The 13,757-nt window shown below is 57.1% G+C and carries 15 protein-coding genes; 5 read left to right on the top strand and 10 right to left on the bottom strand.

The window, feature by feature from the left end; all coding sequences use genetic code 11:
• Positions 1–28 precede the first annotated feature (28 nt).
• The 5 genes from QTJ18_RS00505 to QTJ18_RS00485 all read right to left on the bottom strand — a co-directional run bounded on the left by QTJ18_RS00505 (position 29) and on the right by QTJ18_RS00485 (position 3,848).
• Entirely contained in the window at positions 29–760 is a 732-nt protein-coding gene (locus QTJ18_RS00505; protein ID WP_252755133.1) for an SDR family oxidoreductase, read from the bottom strand.
• Positions 761–834: 74 nt separating this feature from the next.
• Entirely contained in the window at positions 835–1,383 is a 549-nt protein-coding gene (locus tag QTJ18_RS00500; RefSeq protein ID WP_252755134.1) for a flavin reductase family protein, read from the bottom strand.
• Positions 1,384–1,438: 55 nt separating this feature from the next.
• Positions 1,439–2,188 carry an SDR family oxidoreductase gene (locus tag QTJ18_RS00495; RefSeq protein WP_252755135.1) on the bottom strand — a complete coding sequence of 250 codons (750 nt, stop codon included), beginning with the start codon at positions 2,186–2,188 and terminating at the stop codon, positions 1,439–1,441.
• A gap of 200 nt (positions 2,189–2,388) precedes the next feature.
• A complete protein-coding gene (locus QTJ18_RS00490; protein WP_252755136.1) occupies positions 2,389–2,787 on the bottom strand; it encodes a RidA family protein in 399 nt (132 codons plus the stop codon).
• A 203-nt stretch (positions 2,788–2,990) separates the two neighbouring features.
• Complete coding sequence (locus QTJ18_RS00485; protein ID WP_252755137.1) at positions 2,991–3,848, bottom strand: alpha/beta fold hydrolase; 858 nt, start codon at positions 3,846–3,848, stop codon at positions 2,991–2,993.
• Positions 3,849–4,016: 168 nt separating this feature from the next.
• Between QTJ18_RS00485 and QTJ18_RS00480 the strand changes: the two genes are divergently transcribed.
• The gene (locus QTJ18_RS00480; protein ID WP_301557740.1) at positions 4,017–4,973 is read left to right on the top strand and encodes a hypothetical protein; all 957 of its coding nucleotides are present in this window, start codon (positions 4,017–4,019) and stop codon (positions 4,971–4,973) included.
• A gap of 47 nt (positions 4,974–5,020) precedes the next feature.
• On the opposite strand, the gene QTJ18_RS00475 is transcribed toward QTJ18_RS00480, so the two are convergent.
• Positions 5,021–5,929 (bottom strand): helix-turn-helix domain-containing protein, encoded by a 909-nt coding sequence (locus tag QTJ18_RS00475; RefSeq protein WP_252755174.1) that lies wholly within the window; start codon positions 5,927–5,929, stop codon positions 5,021–5,023.
• A gap of 234 nt (positions 5,930–6,163) precedes the next feature.
• Complete coding sequence (locus QTJ18_RS00470) at positions 6,164–6,895, bottom strand: SDR family oxidoreductase (RefSeq protein ID WP_252755139.1); 732 nt, start codon at positions 6,893–6,895, stop codon at positions 6,164–6,166.
• A gap of 60 nt (positions 6,896–6,955) precedes the next feature.
• Between QTJ18_RS00470 and QTJ18_RS00465 the strand changes: the two genes are divergently transcribed.
• The 3 genes from QTJ18_RS00465 (at position 6,956) to QTJ18_RS00455 (ending at position 9,701) form a co-directional block, all read left to right on the top strand.
• Positions 6,956–7,651: a TetR/AcrR family transcriptional regulator gene (locus QTJ18_RS00465; protein ID WP_252755140.1), complete on the top strand. Its 696-nt coding sequence runs from the start codon at positions 6,956–6,958 to the stop codon at positions 7,649–7,651.
• Positions 7,648–8,550 (top strand): LysR family transcriptional regulator, encoded by a 903-nt coding sequence (locus QTJ18_RS00460; protein ID WP_223565049.1) that lies wholly within the window; start codon positions 7,648–7,650, stop codon positions 8,548–8,550. The genes QTJ18_RS00465 and QTJ18_RS00460 overlap by 4 nt, the downstream gene beginning before the upstream one ends.
• A gap of 200 nt (positions 8,551–8,750) precedes the next feature.
• Positions 8,751–9,701 (top strand): MBL fold metallo-hydrolase, encoded by a 951-nt coding sequence (locus tag QTJ18_RS00455; RefSeq protein ID WP_252755141.1) that lies wholly within the window; start codon positions 8,751–8,753, stop codon positions 9,699–9,701.
• 247 nt (positions 9,702–9,948) lie between these two features.
• On the opposite strand, the gene QTJ18_RS00450 is transcribed toward QTJ18_RS00455, so the two are convergent.
• A complete protein-coding gene (locus QTJ18_RS00450; RefSeq protein ID WP_252755142.1) occupies positions 9,949–10,836 on the bottom strand; it encodes a LysR family transcriptional regulator in 888 nt (295 codons plus the stop codon).
• Between the two features lie 143 nt (positions 10,837–10,979).
• On the opposite strand from QTJ18_RS00450, the gene QTJ18_RS00445 reads away from it, so the two are divergent.
• Positions 10,980–11,873 (top strand): DMT family transporter, encoded by an 894-nt coding sequence (locus QTJ18_RS00445; RefSeq protein WP_252755143.1) that lies wholly within the window; start codon positions 10,980–10,982, stop codon positions 11,871–11,873.
• 90 nt (positions 11,874–11,963) lie between these two features.
• Here QTJ18_RS00445 and QTJ18_RS00440 read toward each other — a convergent pair whose 3' ends face one another.
• Complete coding sequence (locus QTJ18_RS00440; RefSeq protein WP_252755175.1) at positions 11,964–13,217, bottom strand: type II toxin-antitoxin system HipA family toxin; 1,254 nt, start codon at positions 13,215–13,217, stop codon at positions 11,964–11,966.
• Complete coding sequence (locus QTJ18_RS00435) at positions 13,210–13,521, bottom strand: helix-turn-helix domain-containing protein (protein WP_252755144.1); 312 nt, start codon at positions 13,519–13,521, stop codon at positions 13,210–13,212. The genes QTJ18_RS00440 and QTJ18_RS00435 overlap by 8 nt, the downstream gene beginning before the upstream one ends.
• Positions 13,522–13,757: the final 236 nt, after the last annotated feature.

Raw genomic sequence — 13,757 nt, 5'->3', positions numbered from 1 at the left:
AGCGGACCCAATCAATCGGTGGGTGATGTCATACACTTGCCGTGGGACGAACAACGATTTCGCTGGTGTCGACATCGTCAGGTTGGCTGATGACATGAAGGATTGCCTTGGCGATTGCGGCGGGCTTCAATGCTATTTGGCGATAGCTATTCATGGCTTCGGCTGCCACCGGATCTGTAATGCTGTCAGCCAGCTCGGACTCCACAACACCGGGATAAACGCAGGTGACACGGAGCTTTTCGTTCTCCTGGCGCAATCCATCTGAGATTGCCCGAACTGCGTATTTGGTGGCGCAGTAAACGGCGGCGGTCGGGGACACGGCAAGTCCGCCAATCGAGGAGACATTGATGATCTGGCCCGATCCCTGCTCATTCATCACCGGCAGCACGGCCGCGATGCCATACAGCACGCCTTTGATATTGACGTCGATCATCCGATCCCATTCTGCGACCTTCAACGACGCCATGGGCGAAAGCGGCATGATCCCCGCATTGTTGATGATGACATCGATCCGTCCAAAAGCCTTTAGGGCCGAGGCGGCGAAACTCTCAAAGCTGTCGCGGGAGGTGACGTCAAGGTCTTTGTAAATGGCCTTGCCGCCGGCTGCGATGATATCATTAGAAAGCTCTTCGAGACGATCAGTGCGCCGCGCACCAAGAACGACTGTGGCACCAGCGCTGGCTAGCACCCGAGCCGTTTCCTGGCCGATACCGCTGCTGGCACCGGTAATAAGGACGATCTTATCCTGCACATTCGTCATGACGTGCTCCTTTCTTACTGTTGGCTCTCACGGTAAACTCCCGAGGGCGTGTGGGGATGTCATTCCCTCCTACTTCAAGGAAGGTGGCGCCACTTCACCATCCGCGCCTTGAGGTCGAGGGTGCCATTGTCGACGACGAAGGTCCCATCCCCCCTATGATGCAGGGTTCGACGCTCTTTCCGGCTCTCATCGAGCCAGATCCGCTTCGCCTCGAGGATAAAGAGATTGTATGGCTCAGACAGCCGCTCGTCGAAGACGCGGCACTCAATATTGGCGAGGCAATCGCTCAACAATGGCGCGGCGACATCTGATGCAGGTCTCGTCTTGAGGCCAAATCGTTCGAATTTGTCGACCTGATCGCCCGAGCAGTTTCCGACATCGACGACCGTCTCTGCCAGATCCAGGCCGGGAATGGCGATCACACATTCACCTGTCTTGCGGAGGGCGCGATAGCTGTAGTCCCAGGGACCAATCACACAGCCGATCAATGCTGGATCATGCTGGATCATCATATGGAAACCCATCGTCATGACATTAGATTTGCCGTCATCGTGCGTCGACACCATAACGATTGGACCGGGTTCGAGCAGGCGATAAGCCTGCGATGCGGGTAATTCCTTCATTTTGTATCTCCCTTAAAAGGCCCCTGTGCACAGACAGGGGCCAGAGGGTGGTTCTTTACCATCCCTGTTCGACGGGCAGGACGAAGAGTTCCGCCACATCCACATGGGCTGGAGCCTGCGCAGCAAAGACGATCGTATCGCCGATATCTTCGCCCTGGAGGAAGGTCATCTGCGTGGACAACTCGTCCATCTGCTGGCGGTAGCCAGGATCCGTAATGTGATCATAAAGTTCCGTGGCGACTGCCCCCGGCTGGATACAGGTGACGCGGATGTTGTGCTTCGGACCTACCTCCATGCGCAGACCATCGGAGAAGGAGGCGACTGCGTGTTTGGTGGCGCAGTAGACAGACAATCCCTTGAACACCTTGCGACCCGCAATCGAGGACATGTTGAAGACGTGCCCGGAATGCTGCCTGATCATCTGAGGCAGGACAGCTGCAGTGGTGTTGAAGAGACCCTTTACATTGACGTCTACCATGCGGTGCCATTCATCGACCTTGAACTGGTCGATATCTGAAAGGGGCATGAGTCCCGCGTTATTGACGAGAATGTCGATCGCGCCATGCGCGTCGATCAGCTTCTTCACTGCAGCATCGATCGACGCCTGATCGACGACGTCCATTTCGAGTACCAGGGCTTCACCGCCCGCGGCATCGATCTTTGCCTTCAGTTCCTCCAGCTTATCGGTCCGACGCGCAGCGATGCCAACTTTAGCACCAGCTTCAGCAAGCTTGACAGCCGTTGCGGCGCCAATGCCACTGGAGGCGCCGGTCACGAGTGCGATTTTTCCATTCAACTTGCTCATTGTCTTCACTCCTTTTCTTGGGAAGCCGCGTAGAAGCGGTTTGTCGTGTTGACAATCTGGGATGTAGGCTCCGCTGGGTGGGCTTCTTTCGGAGTCTTGCTTGGCCTGTCGGGCTCTTGCTCAAAAGTCGCGATCTGCGCGCACATGGTGGCGCGATGCTCACGATCCTCAGCCCACATCTTGGCGAGGCCAGGCGAGCTTCAGCCTTGGCCGGGCAGCCGTGCGATGACCTTGATCTCGAAATCAAACCCGGCCAGCCAGTTGACGCCGATGGCAGTCCAGCTCGGATATGGAGGGTCCGGGAATATCTCGTTTTTTACAGCCATGATTACGTTGAACTGGTTTTCGGGGTCCGTGTGAAAGGTCGTCACGTCGACAACATCATCGAAGCTACAACCTCCAGCCGAGAGGGTGGTTTCGAGGTTTGCAAAGGCCAGTCGGACCTGCGCCGCGAAGTCGGGCTCTGGTGATCCGTCGGACCGGCTTCCAACCTGGCCAGAAACGAATAGAAGGTCACCGGAGGCGATGGCTGCCGAGTAGCCGTGCGCTTGATAGAGGGCGTGGCGATCGCGCGGGAAGATGGCGGTACGTGAATGCATTTTCTCTCTCCTTTAACTCGGCGGTCCGTAAACCGCCGTCGTCGAAAGGGAAGAAGCTAGGAGCCGATAGCGGCTCGTCTCGCGCGATCTTGCTTCGTGTGTTGGGCTTTTGCTGAAATTGACAGAGCAGCAGCCGGGACAGCAGGTTATCGGCCTAAGGCCTAAAGAAGAGGCCGCGACATGTCGCGCGATATGGCCTCACATCACCTGCCCGAAGTAGACTGGACGAATTGCGAAACCAGCTCCGCAATTTTCTCCGGCTGATCCTCCGGCGAGAAATGACCACAATTTTCCAAGATGGTCAGGATTGACCCAGGGATTGCATCATGAAGCTTTTGCCCCCACTCTGGGACCTGCCACTCGTCATTGGCGCCCCAGATCAGTTGCACAGGGAGGTTTTCCAGCTCACCAAGCCTATCAGCAACCTCCAACGTATGGACCGGGTCGTAGTGCTTGACCTGGTGCTCAAACAGGCTCGGCTGCCCTATCGGGCCCGAAATATAATCCAGATACGTCTCAAGCGGGCCTTCTTCGAACCTGTGTTTTTCGTATACAGCGCTAAGCAGCCAGTCCCGGAAATGCGCCCGATGGGTGGCCTCGGGCGCTTTCATCAGCGCCTCAAGCCCATTTTGCATTTGCTGCTTGGTCCTCCGTGACGGGTAGCTGTCGAAGCTGACGACGTCGATCATCGTTAGCGTCTTCAATCGATCGGGACTAGAAATGCCGAATCTTTGCGCTATTCCCCCGCCAATGTCGTGCGCCACCAAGTGAAAACTTTCAAGGCCCCAGTACTCCAGCATCTCTTCGAGAATTGGCACCTGCCCGGACATGGACGTGTCCACATTTCCTGCTTGCGGGCGTTCAGAAAGACCGAAGCCAAGGAGATCGAAAACGTGGATCTTGAACCCGGCCTTAATGAGGAGTGGCGTGACGTTCCGCCAGATATGCGATGAAGATGGGGTTCCATGGAGCAGAACCATGGGTTCACCGCTGCCATGAGTCCCGGCGGCAATGCGATAGTTCCTCACGATAACCTGCTGGTTGATCAGATCATTCCGCATTCGTATCTCCACTCTTCTAGAGGCCGGCAACAACGATGCCGCCGCGACACCTTTCGGCCCGAAGACGCCAATGCGCTCTCTCGTCAAATGGCGTCAAGATTGCACCTGAGGCAGTGAGACTACAGCGGCACTTGCTCCGGTGCTCATGACAAATATTGAGGTTCTTGAATGCGAAATCGATTGTGCGTGACCTGCGACGAGGCAGCCGCCGGCTATTTGAAGGCGAGCCAGGTATCAACGAGGTCACAAATCATACCCCTGCGCAGCAGTTTCATCAGGTCTCCTGTCATTGAATTGGATCTCGGCGACAGCGACAAACAACAAGCCTTTCCATCCATCCATCCGGCGGTGGAACAGATCTTGCAGCACTTGCGTGACGCCGATCAGGTGGAACTGTACATAGACCCCGACCCCAATAGCCAACTGCTGATGGTCTATCTATTGAGCCGTGCCCTTGCGGCGGACGTCGGCCACACAAAACTGTTGATCTTCCAGGGCATAACGCCGTGGGGACAACAGCCCCCTCAGACGCAGACCAGTTCGGTGGTGACGCCGATGTCGGTTGAAAATCAGCATCTGACCGCAGCCGCCGCAATATGGTTGGCCTACTCAGCTTCCACGCCCCATGCATGGCTTGGCCTAAGTTTAGACGAGCTGTCCCATTTTCCCTTTATGACCCAGACAAGAGAAGCGCTTCTTGATGATCTGCCGAGCGTCGAAACGGGCCTTGGCTCGTCCGAGCGCCTGGTACTGAAGACTGTCGCCGATGAAGGATGTACCGTCGGCGAGGTTGCCAGGGCCTTCGCCAGCGACCCATTGCATCTGCTTAGTTTACCTTTGGTCGTTGACCTCATTACAACGCTCGCGTCAGGCGTTTCGCCACTCATTGCCGGGCTGTCTGGACGCTTGAGGGCGACAGACTTTTTTGATGATGTCGACGCCTGGGACACGTATGTCGAAAGCCACCTTCGATTGACGGCTGACGGGCACAAGATCATCGCGGGCGAAATTGATTTCGTCGAGACGCATGGCGTTAATCGCTGGTGGGGCGGGACCCGATTGCTGGGGCACACATCCTGGCGGTGGGAGAAACAAACGCGTGTCCTGATACCGCCAGAACCTTGATGTGTGAGTACACCGGAAGACGACCCCGGATATGCGGCGTTCAGTTTTCACGTCTTGCGATAGTGGCTGGGCAAAAGTCCCGTCTCCCGTCTGAAGACTTGCGAGAAATGGCTCGGGCTGGTGTATCCGACAGCAATGCCTACTCGGATGATGCTGAGATCTGTCTCTTGTAGAAGTTGCTGGGCGCGCGCCATCCGTTGACGGATGAAGTGGCGAGAAGGTGACAGCCCTGTCGCTTTCTTGAACAAGCGGCTGAAGTGGAAAGGGCTCATCCCAGCCTTTTCCGCAAGCTCCGCCAGATTGAACGGTTCGGCCAAGTGTTCTTCCAGATGAGCGATCGCCCTTCTCAGCTTGTAGCCGGGCAATGCGGGTTGCCGATCATCATCGCCGCCGTTAGAGGCGTAGTTTCGTATTAGATGAACAGCAAGACACTGGGCTAGCCCTTCGACATACAACTGGCTCCCCCTACCTTGCGCCGTGAGCTCGTGGTGAATGAGAGCCAGGAAATGTGCGAGCCGTGGATCCTGACCTCCCGACACATCGCGCAATCGTGGAAGAGTGTCGCAGCCAAGAACATCGCCTGCCACCCGCTCGAACAGAGGGACAGAAATGTAGAGGTGCATCACCTGAAACGGATCAGATCCGAGAGCGCGCCATCGCATCTCATAAGGCCGGTCTGCTCGGGTCAAAAAGAAATCGCCAACGTTAACACGGGCAGTCTGCCACTCTCCATCGAGATCTCGCTCTTCGACGATGGCCTCACCCGACATAACCCAGACCACGAGCGGCTCGGCCACTGCCGGGACCAGAAACGGCTCCTGGTTCTGATGGCGTGAGTAGACTTGTACGAACAGATCACTCCAGGCCAGACCGTCTCCGCTCAACAAGGTTCGGCCTGCTATGAACTGCTCCAGCCCACGCGGTGACGTGCGATCGGGGACAGTTCGGTCCAGCATAGGTGCATCTGCGCCCGGCGGAAAATCCCCATCATCCTCTGGCGATAGAGGACCGGGATCAGGATGATCGGAGGTTGCGACTGTCTCTACCATGTGTTTCCTTGGGACTTGGTGCCTTCGCCGATAATCCGTTTCACTGACGCCCGCTATTGATGCCCGGGCAAAGGCGTGGTTCGCGGTCGCGCGACAGAGATGTCGGAAAGGGCCGGCATAGGCCGGCCGGATAACGTGACGCTACCAACCGACAGAGCCCTCGGGGGCAACAAATCGGCCAGAAACCGCATTGTCGTCGAGCAAAGCATATTGGACCGGAAGGCGGGCCCCCTCTTCCGGTGTCATGTAGCCATTGCCTCCCGTCAGGTCCGTCCTAACATAGCCTGGCGCGACCGAGTTCACGATGATGGAGGTGCCCTTGAGTTCGGCGGCCAGTTGCACCGTAAGCATATTCAACGCCGCCTTCGAGGCGTTGTAGCCAATCAGGCGTGCCTCGTAGTACGGAGAAGTAGGATCACCATTCACCGTGAGCGAGCCAAGCGTCGTCGCCAGATTGACGATCCGGCCAGCGCTCGACTTGTGCAAGAGCGGTAACATGGCCTGTGTAACGGCCAGCGTCCCGAGAAAGTTCGTCTCCATCAACCGTCTGGCCGCACCGACCGTTGCAACCGAAGGCGGCCCGTCCTCAGCGTCGACGACACCGGCATTGTTGACAAGAATATCGAGCCTGCCGTGGCGGGCCGAGATGGCTGCAGCTGCAACTCGGACTGTCTCCTCGCGATTAAGATCCAGCTCGATGGCTTCCACAGCCAATCCGGCCTGGGTCAGTTCCTTCGCAGCCGTGTCGCCGCGGGCATAGCTGCGGGCGCCCATGATTACAGTGACACCGGCCTCCGCCAATTGCTTTGCGATCTCCAAGCCGATGCCCTTGTTAGCGCCTGTGACGAGCGCGATTTTCTTTGTATCTGTCATTCATTCACCTTTGCATTTGGGAAGGATGCAACGGTAAATATATGAAGGATAGTTCGGATTTTGGATTCGCATATGGATGTGCCTCCCCCTCGCCACCTCAAGGCCCGGAAACAGCCGCGTCAGGCCCGCTCCGCCACTACGATCGACGCTATTTTCGAGGCGACTATTCAGGTTTTGATTACGGAGGGAACGCACCGGCTGACCACCACGCGTGTGGCTGAGCGCGCCGGCGTTTCGGTCGGTACGATGTACCAGTACTTTCCCCACAAGAAGTCCTTGCTCTACGCGCTCAACGAACGCTATCTCGACAAATTGGCGGAGCGCGTGGAGATGACCTGCCGTACACACCATGCTCGGTCGACCGACGAGATGGTCGAGGCGCTTATTACCACTTACTGGGAAGCAAAGACGGAGCGTAGCGATGTCACGCGCGCACTCTACAGCTCTGCGGTAGAACTGGATAATGAGGCGCTGATTGATGCTTTCGCCAAGCGTATGGATGTAGCGACGAGGGCGATGCTGCTGAGCGCTCCTGATGCTCGCTACGAAAACATCGATCTCGTCAACCTCACGCTTCTCTCCGTCATCTTCGGAACGGTCAGGAATGTTTTCGAGCGCAACCTGCCACCTTCGGAGCAGACTTCCATACGCGATGAGTTGAAGCGCATGTGTCTCGCCTACCTCGCTATGGCATCCGGTGAGGTGTGTGCGACAATCCGGCCGCCTGAGGAACGACATAGATGCTTCGAGACATGAGCGACACGCTAGCCTTCGTTGAAGTCGTCGAGCGGGGAAGCTTCACCGCTGCAGCGGAGAGCTTCAGAACATCGAAGGCGCGGATCAGCAAGAAGGTGCAGGACCTGGAGCAGAGGCTGGGGGTGAAGCTCCTTCACAGAACCACCCGCAACATACGTCTGACGGAGGCGGGATCGATCTATTTTGATCGTTGTCGCGATCTCGCGCGGCTTATCGGTGACGCGGAGAGCGCGGTCGAGCAGGTGCATGGCAAACCCTCTGGGTGGTTGAGGGTGACGGCGCCGCACTGGCTAGTCACCAAGGCCCTCGCCCCGCTCATGGTCGGGTTTCGAGAAGCCTATCCAGAGGTCAAACTGCAACTGCTTCTCGACCACGACGTCAAGAACATCGTGCAGGAGGATATCGATGTCGCCTGCCGCTTGTGGAACGGCCCCATGCCCGATTCCAACCTCGCCGCCCGTCGCTTGGCCAACGTTCAGACAGGCCTTTACGCGTCGAGGCAATACCTTCAGCAGCACGGAGTCCCACAACATCCGTCGCAGCTGAAAGACCATGCCTGCCTGGTGACGCAATTGTTTTACGGGAAGCCTCAGCACTCATGGCCTTTGACAAGGCAGAGTGAGGTAATGGATTTCCCGATCAACCCGGCGGTTGTCGCAACAGACCCGGAGGCCTTGTTCGAATTTCTGATCCGAGGACAGGGCATACAGCTCACCAATCCCCACCTCGCCCATCAAGCGGTGGAAACCGGCGACGTCGTCCGTATTCTCCCTGAATGGTCCGGACCCAGTGCCATATTGTATGCCGTCAGGGCCGGTGGACGCGTCCAGCCTCTCAAGGTCCGGTCCTTCATCGACTATCTGAGTGAGAACCTCGAAAACGTGCTGCAGCTGACCTGAGCAGTCTCACTGCTCGATCCCTTATTGTAATCAAATCGCTGACAGCGCGATCAAGGTTCGGTGCCTAATCGCCCGAACGACCACCACTTACTTTCATCCCGTAATCGCCGCGCGCATCGAATTGGTGCTGCTCGGTGACAATGGATGAAGGATTTATCATGAATAGCGTAACACGACGAAACGTCCTCAAGGGGGCGTCCATGTTAGCCACGGTCGCGGCCATTTCGGGAGCCCCTTCCCTTACTTTCGCGGCTGCCCCCAAGCAACACTTTCAGTCGCCCGGTTTCTACAGGATGGCTCTGGGCGATCTGGAAATCACGGCACTCTCCGATGGCACATTGCCGCTCCCTCTTCCAGAAATGTATCGTGACGTGACTGCAGAGCAAGCCGCTCGACTGCTGCGCGCAGCTTACCGTGACATTCCGACTGACACGTCGGTCAACGCCTTCCTCGTCAATGACGGTCAGCGTCTCGTCCTCATAGATGCCGGTAGTGGTAGCTACTTAGGCGCGGAGGCCGGGCATCTATTCGCCAACCTGGAAGCGTCCGGCTACAAGGCCTCTGAGATTGATCATGTCATTTTGACCCATGTCCACACGGATCATTCCGGTGGCCTGGTTCGGGACGGGAAGCTCGTCTTTGAAAACGCAACCCTGCATGTTCCCGCGCGTGAACTTGAATTCTGGCTGAAAACCCCGGCGGAGGCGCGACCGGAAGGCTTGAACCAGCAACTGTTTAAGGAGGCGGAGGAGTGCCTTCGGCCGTATCTTGAGCGGGGTCGGGTTGAAGTGTTCCAGGATGATGAGGAGGTGGTTTCGGGTTTCCAATCGATCCTGCGGCCTGGCCATACTCCGGGCCACAGCTCGATCGTGGTTGAAAGCGGCGGCAAGAAACTGGTGTTTTGGGGCGACATCACCCACGGCGATATCGTTCAGTTCGAGCAGCCTGAGGTGACCATCGAGTTCGACGTGGATCGTTCAGGCGCGGTGCGATCTCGGCGCGAAGCCTTCGTCGAAGCCGGCGCGGAAGGCTATCTCGTCGCCGGCGCGCACATCGCCTTTCCGGGGATCGGCAATGTCCTCAAAGAAGGCGAACACTTCGACTGGATGCCGGTGAACTATTCCGATGGTGAAGCTGGCATGGTGAGATGAGAACCTGATGGCGACGATGTAGGAGCTAGATCGTTCGTCGATGGGGGAATACATAGAGGGCACAGCAATGGGTCGCTTGTTACCCGCGTCGCCACTTATTCTCTGGTCCCATCGACGACAATTCTGATCGCGGCACGGGCTGGGTCATAGGGCCCGGCCCACATTCGGGTGGCGCCTGCCTCTCGGCACTGGGACTATATGAGCGGCGTTGGCAACGATGGTGGCATCAAGCCGAACCCAGTCGAACTTAGCCAATCAACGCCAGTCCTCCGTGACGCCCAACCTCGGCTTGTATTTCAGCGACGAGGCTATCAAGAGCCGGGTTCCGCGCCTTCCGTGCCCGCCGTACAACATAGGCAAGCGAAGGGGGCGCGGGTAAGCGATCGGTAATGAGGCGCATGTCGCGCCTGATATGACGATCGCTCAACAATGCGACTCCCATCCCGGCATTGACCGCAGAGACAATACCCGCCGAGCTGGAGCACTCAAAAACCGTTTCCAGAACGACATCATCCCGCCCTACATCAAGCGCCCACTTCCGATAAAAGCAGTCCTCATCGAAGGACAAGAACGGGACTGGCTCTTCGCGTCGCAGCTCTAGCTCGGGATGGCTTACCCAGCGAAGAGCTTCATTGTAGAGAACAACATCCGTCGGCCTCACTTCATGATCAAAAATCTGAACTATCGCGGCGTCCAACTCGGCTCGCTCCAGCATGCCGCGGAGGACAAGACTCATACGAACCTTCGTCTTAACAGCCACATGCGGGTGCAGTTTTTTGAAGCGTCCAAGTACGCGTGCAAGGTCGCTGCAAGCCGTATCCTCAGTAAAACCCAGCAGCAGTCGGCCAGCGAGTGGCGTCTTCGCGAGACTCCGCAAAGCCTCGTCGTGCAGGTCTAGTATCTTGTTCGCATAGTCCAGGAGCTCTTGACCAGCTGTGGTGAAAACTGGGCCGCCTGTTCGGCGCGAGAGCAACTCGCAGTCAAGATTCAGCTCAAGTCGCCGAATCTTGTGGCTGACGGCCGATTGCGAAAGTCCTAAGGCAGCCGCTGCCCTGGTGATTCCGCCGTGGTGCTTGATCGCGCGCATTGCCCGCAGTGCGTCAATTTCCAAACGGCGACTGTTGATCTCGATCATCCTGACATCCGCGTCAGTGTTGCAGGGCGATCCTAACAGTATGACAGATACAGAACGAATGTCATGGCATCATCGACATTTGTCATGCGGCATTGCGATGTCGGCTCGTTAATCCTGGAACGTAGCTGCATGTACGAGGCACAATGAATTTTTTCGAAAGCATTAAGGGCCAACATCACCGCCTTTGTTCGTGGCCGCTATTGGCCACCCTTCTGATCGTTGGCTGGAGCTCCGGGTTCGTGGGGATCCGATATGCGAATGAGGAGGCAAGCGTCATGCTGCTGCTCTTCTGGCGCACCCTGCTGGCCGGACTGGTCTTACTTCCGTTCGCGCTGGCCTTTGGTCCCAGAATGTCGCTAGCTGCAGTCAGGTATCAAGCGTTGCTCGGGTTCATGGCGGTTTTTCTGTACCTGGGCGGTTTCGCGCTCGCCATAGAGCAGAAAGTGCCAACCGGTTTGGTAGCACTCATCGCCGACCTCCTTCCGCTTGCTGTTGCTGCCCTCTCGCAACCCGTCCTCGGTGAGCGCTTGACGACACGACAGTGGCAAGGGACCGCAATCGCAGTCTCAGGTGTGTTGATCGTATCCTTTGACAGCCTCGGTATAGGCACCGCTCCGGCCTGGGCCTATATTCTCACGGTTGGATCAATGTTGATCCTCGCTCTCGCCTCTGTTGTGAACAGGAGGAACTCGACGAGCGGCATGCCGGTCCATCAAAGTCTCTGTGTCCAAATGCTGACGGGCGCGGTTCTGTTCGGGCTTTGCGCGTCCATGCAAGGCAGCCTTGTGCCTCCTCTCACGCAGAAATTCGCGCTCGCCATGGCCTGGCTGGTGCTGATCGCGACGTTCCTAGCCTACTCGGTGTATTACACCAGCCTTCGGCTCTTCCCAGCAGCAAAGGTCAGCGCGGCCATCTACCTCAGCCCGCCAGTTACAATGCTGTGGGCATGGATGCTGTTTTCGGAGCCTCTGACGTTGATGATGCTGAGCGGGCTGGTGATAACTCTAGTCGGCGTGTGGATGACGTCTAGGCCGTAAAGGATGCGCCTTGACGATATTCGAACCAGCAACCCGGTCGGTACTGGTCGGCCACGAAACTGCTAACACCTTACGGAAAAACACCAATCGCTAGTCGGCGCACGTGCCGAGGACCGGCAACATCAGCTTGATGTGGGCATCAACCCGGGCCAACACTTTATCGGGTAGAACAGCTCGTTCAGGCAAAGACCACCAAGACTGGTTGACGCGCTCCACCGTATCCATAACAGCCTTCAGCACAGCAGCTTCCGGCAGTCGCGCACGATGAGCGAAGACTTTCCATCGCTGGGCATTCATTGCCTTGAACGGCCTGTCACCGGCCAGCGACAGTGCCATGGCGTCCGACGGAATGTATGGGACGGTCGAGAGCACGTCATAGACTGGGGCGAGTGCAGGCTTGTCGCCCTTCCCATGATAAATCAGCGACCAATTCTTGAGGTGCATGTCGCCATTTCCTGTCAGCACAGCCAAAGCCAGTCGTCGCACGAACTCAAGGGCTGCCGCTGAAGAAACGGCGACCCCAAGAGCCGCAGCGATATCATGATAGGCGGCCCCCTCATATTTTCGAGACGGATAGACGCCGAATACCTGAGCGAAATCTTCGATATGGACGCGCTCACCACCGGCAATGCGATCGAAACGTTTGACGAGGAGGACTTTGCCGTCGGACAATGTCTCAAACTCCTCCGGGATATCCTCGAACTGCGATTGTTCTACAAGCTCGCGTTCCGGCACGTCCATACCTACCGCTTCGGCCAATGCAAGATTTGCAAATTCGTTTTCCGAGACACCGGGAAATGATGTCGATGGAAATTTGGCGATATAGGAACCCTGCCCGTCGCCTAAGGGGATGGTCAGACCGCCGCCCTTGCCTGTGTTCTTGATGACGGAAAGTTTCATCTGCACACCAGCGAGCGAAAACCGGGCCTTCGGTCTGGGGGTTGTCAACCCCTCATTACGAACAACGCTGCCTTCGCTCGGCACGATACGGACAGCCCCTGGAAGATCCGATCCAAGTGCCGCAAGCAAATCGAAATCATTTCCTGCTCGCACGCTGCCTGAATGGTGCTTCTCCATCGCCTCGCGCAGTTTATCCTCTGGAAGAAGGTTTGCAAAGAACGGTGGCAAAGCTCTCGCGACAGGCTTCGGGTCCTTCCGCAAACCCCCATGTGCGGCGCGAAATGACAAACTGAGCACTGGGAAACCACCCGTCTGTCGATAGCTCTCCTCAAAGCTGAACGCGTTGAAGTCTCCCGGCGTCCTCACGATCATGCCGACCTTCAGGTCATTCAGCAGTACGTCAAGTGAGGTTACAGATCTTGGATCAAGAGGCGCATCAGACATCGCCATCACCATCGGGGCTGGCGACGAAAGCAGGAAGATCATCTTCGGCGCCATCTGGCTGCAGCAAAGCTTCAACTGCTGGGACCATGGCCTGCGGGATGAGCATCAGTTCCAGACCAAGCGCACGCCCAATGTTGATCAGTGTGGTCGTGCGGGCAGCGCTGGCTCCGGCCTCAATCTCGCGGTACCGCGGACGCGATAGACCCGCCATATCCGCAACCTGCTCTTGGGTGAGGCCTAAAGTCTTGCGCGACGTCCTGAGTAACCGCCCTATCGCCTGAAGAGCCTCCGATTCCGACCTCATTCGATACCCCGCTGCTTCATCCTGCTCATTTAGAAATGTTTACATATCTCAAGGCCTCGAACCAAGTCGAGCAGAATGACCCAAATACGGATCATATTTTACAAAAAGATCTTTTTTCAGATCATCCACCGCGACACGAGCTCACCTGGGCATCGAAACTGGAAGCACCGCCGCAATGCACCTTTCTTTAATCGTCCACTCCTATTCCGCCGGCGCTCGGCACTGGTGCCGAGCGA

Origin of the sequence: Rhizobium sp. SSA_523, assembly GCF_030435705.1 — a bacterium.
In the GTDB taxonomy this organism is placed as follows: Bacteria; Pseudomonadota; Alphaproteobacteria; order Rhizobiales; family Rhizobiaceae; genus Neorhizobium.
Note: the sequence above shows the minus strand (reverse complement) of the source record. Positions and strands in the feature narration are given on the sequence as shown.

Excerpts from the sequence above, each read along its gene's own strand:
- QTJ18_RS00475 (WP_252755174.1), bottom strand. The coding sequence starts at position 5,929 with ATGCTGGACCGAACTGTCCCCGATCGCACGTCACCGCGTGGGCTGGAG.
- QTJ18_RS00460 (WP_223565049.1), top strand. The coding sequence starts at position 7,648 with ATGAGCGACACGCTAGCCTTCGTTGAAGTCGTCGAGCGGGGAAGCTTC.
- QTJ18_RS00470 (WP_252755139.1), bottom strand. The coding sequence starts at position 6,895 with ATGACAGATACAAAGAAAATCGCGCTCGTCACAGGCGCTAACAAGGGC.
- QTJ18_RS00450 (WP_252755142.1), bottom strand. The coding sequence starts at position 10,836 with ATGATCGAGATCAACAGTCGCCGTTTGGAAATTGACGCACTGCGGGCA.
- QTJ18_RS00485 (WP_252755137.1), bottom strand. The coding sequence starts at position 3,848 with ATGCGGAATGATCTGATCAACCAGCAGGTTATCGTGAGGAACTATCGC.
- QTJ18_RS00490 (WP_252755136.1), bottom strand. The coding sequence starts at position 2,787 with ATGCATTCACGTACCGCCATCTTCCCGCGCGATCGCCACGCCCTCTAT.
- QTJ18_RS00500 (WP_252755134.1), bottom strand. The coding sequence starts at position 1,383 with ATGAAGGAATTACCCGCATCGCAGGCTTATCGCCTGCTCGAACCCGGT.
- QTJ18_RS00435 (WP_252755144.1), bottom strand. The coding sequence starts at position 13,521 with ATGAGGTCGGAATCGGAGGCTCTTCAGGCGATAGGGCGGTTACTCAGG.
- QTJ18_RS00455 (WP_252755141.1), top strand. The coding sequence starts at position 8,751 with ATGTTAGCCACGGTCGCGGCCATTTCGGGAGCCCCTTCCCTTACTTTC.
- QTJ18_RS00480 (WP_301557740.1), top strand. The coding sequence starts at position 4,017 with ATGCGAAATCGATTGTGCGTGACCTGCGACGAGGCAGCCGCCGGCTAT.
- QTJ18_RS00495 (WP_252755135.1), bottom strand. The coding sequence starts at position 2,188 with ATGAGCAAGTTGAATGGAAAAATCGCACTCGTGACCGGCGCCTCCAGT.
- QTJ18_RS00440 (WP_252755175.1), bottom strand. The coding sequence starts at position 13,217 with ATGTCTGATGCGCCTCTTGATCCAAGATCTGTAACCTCACTTGACGTA.
- QTJ18_RS00445 (WP_252755143.1), top strand. The coding sequence starts at position 10,980 with ATGAATTTTTTCGAAAGCATTAAGGGCCAACATCACCGCCTTTGTTCG.
- QTJ18_RS00505 (WP_252755133.1), bottom strand. The coding sequence starts at position 760 with ATGACGAATGTGCAGGATAAGATCGTCCTTATTACCGGTGCCAGCAGC.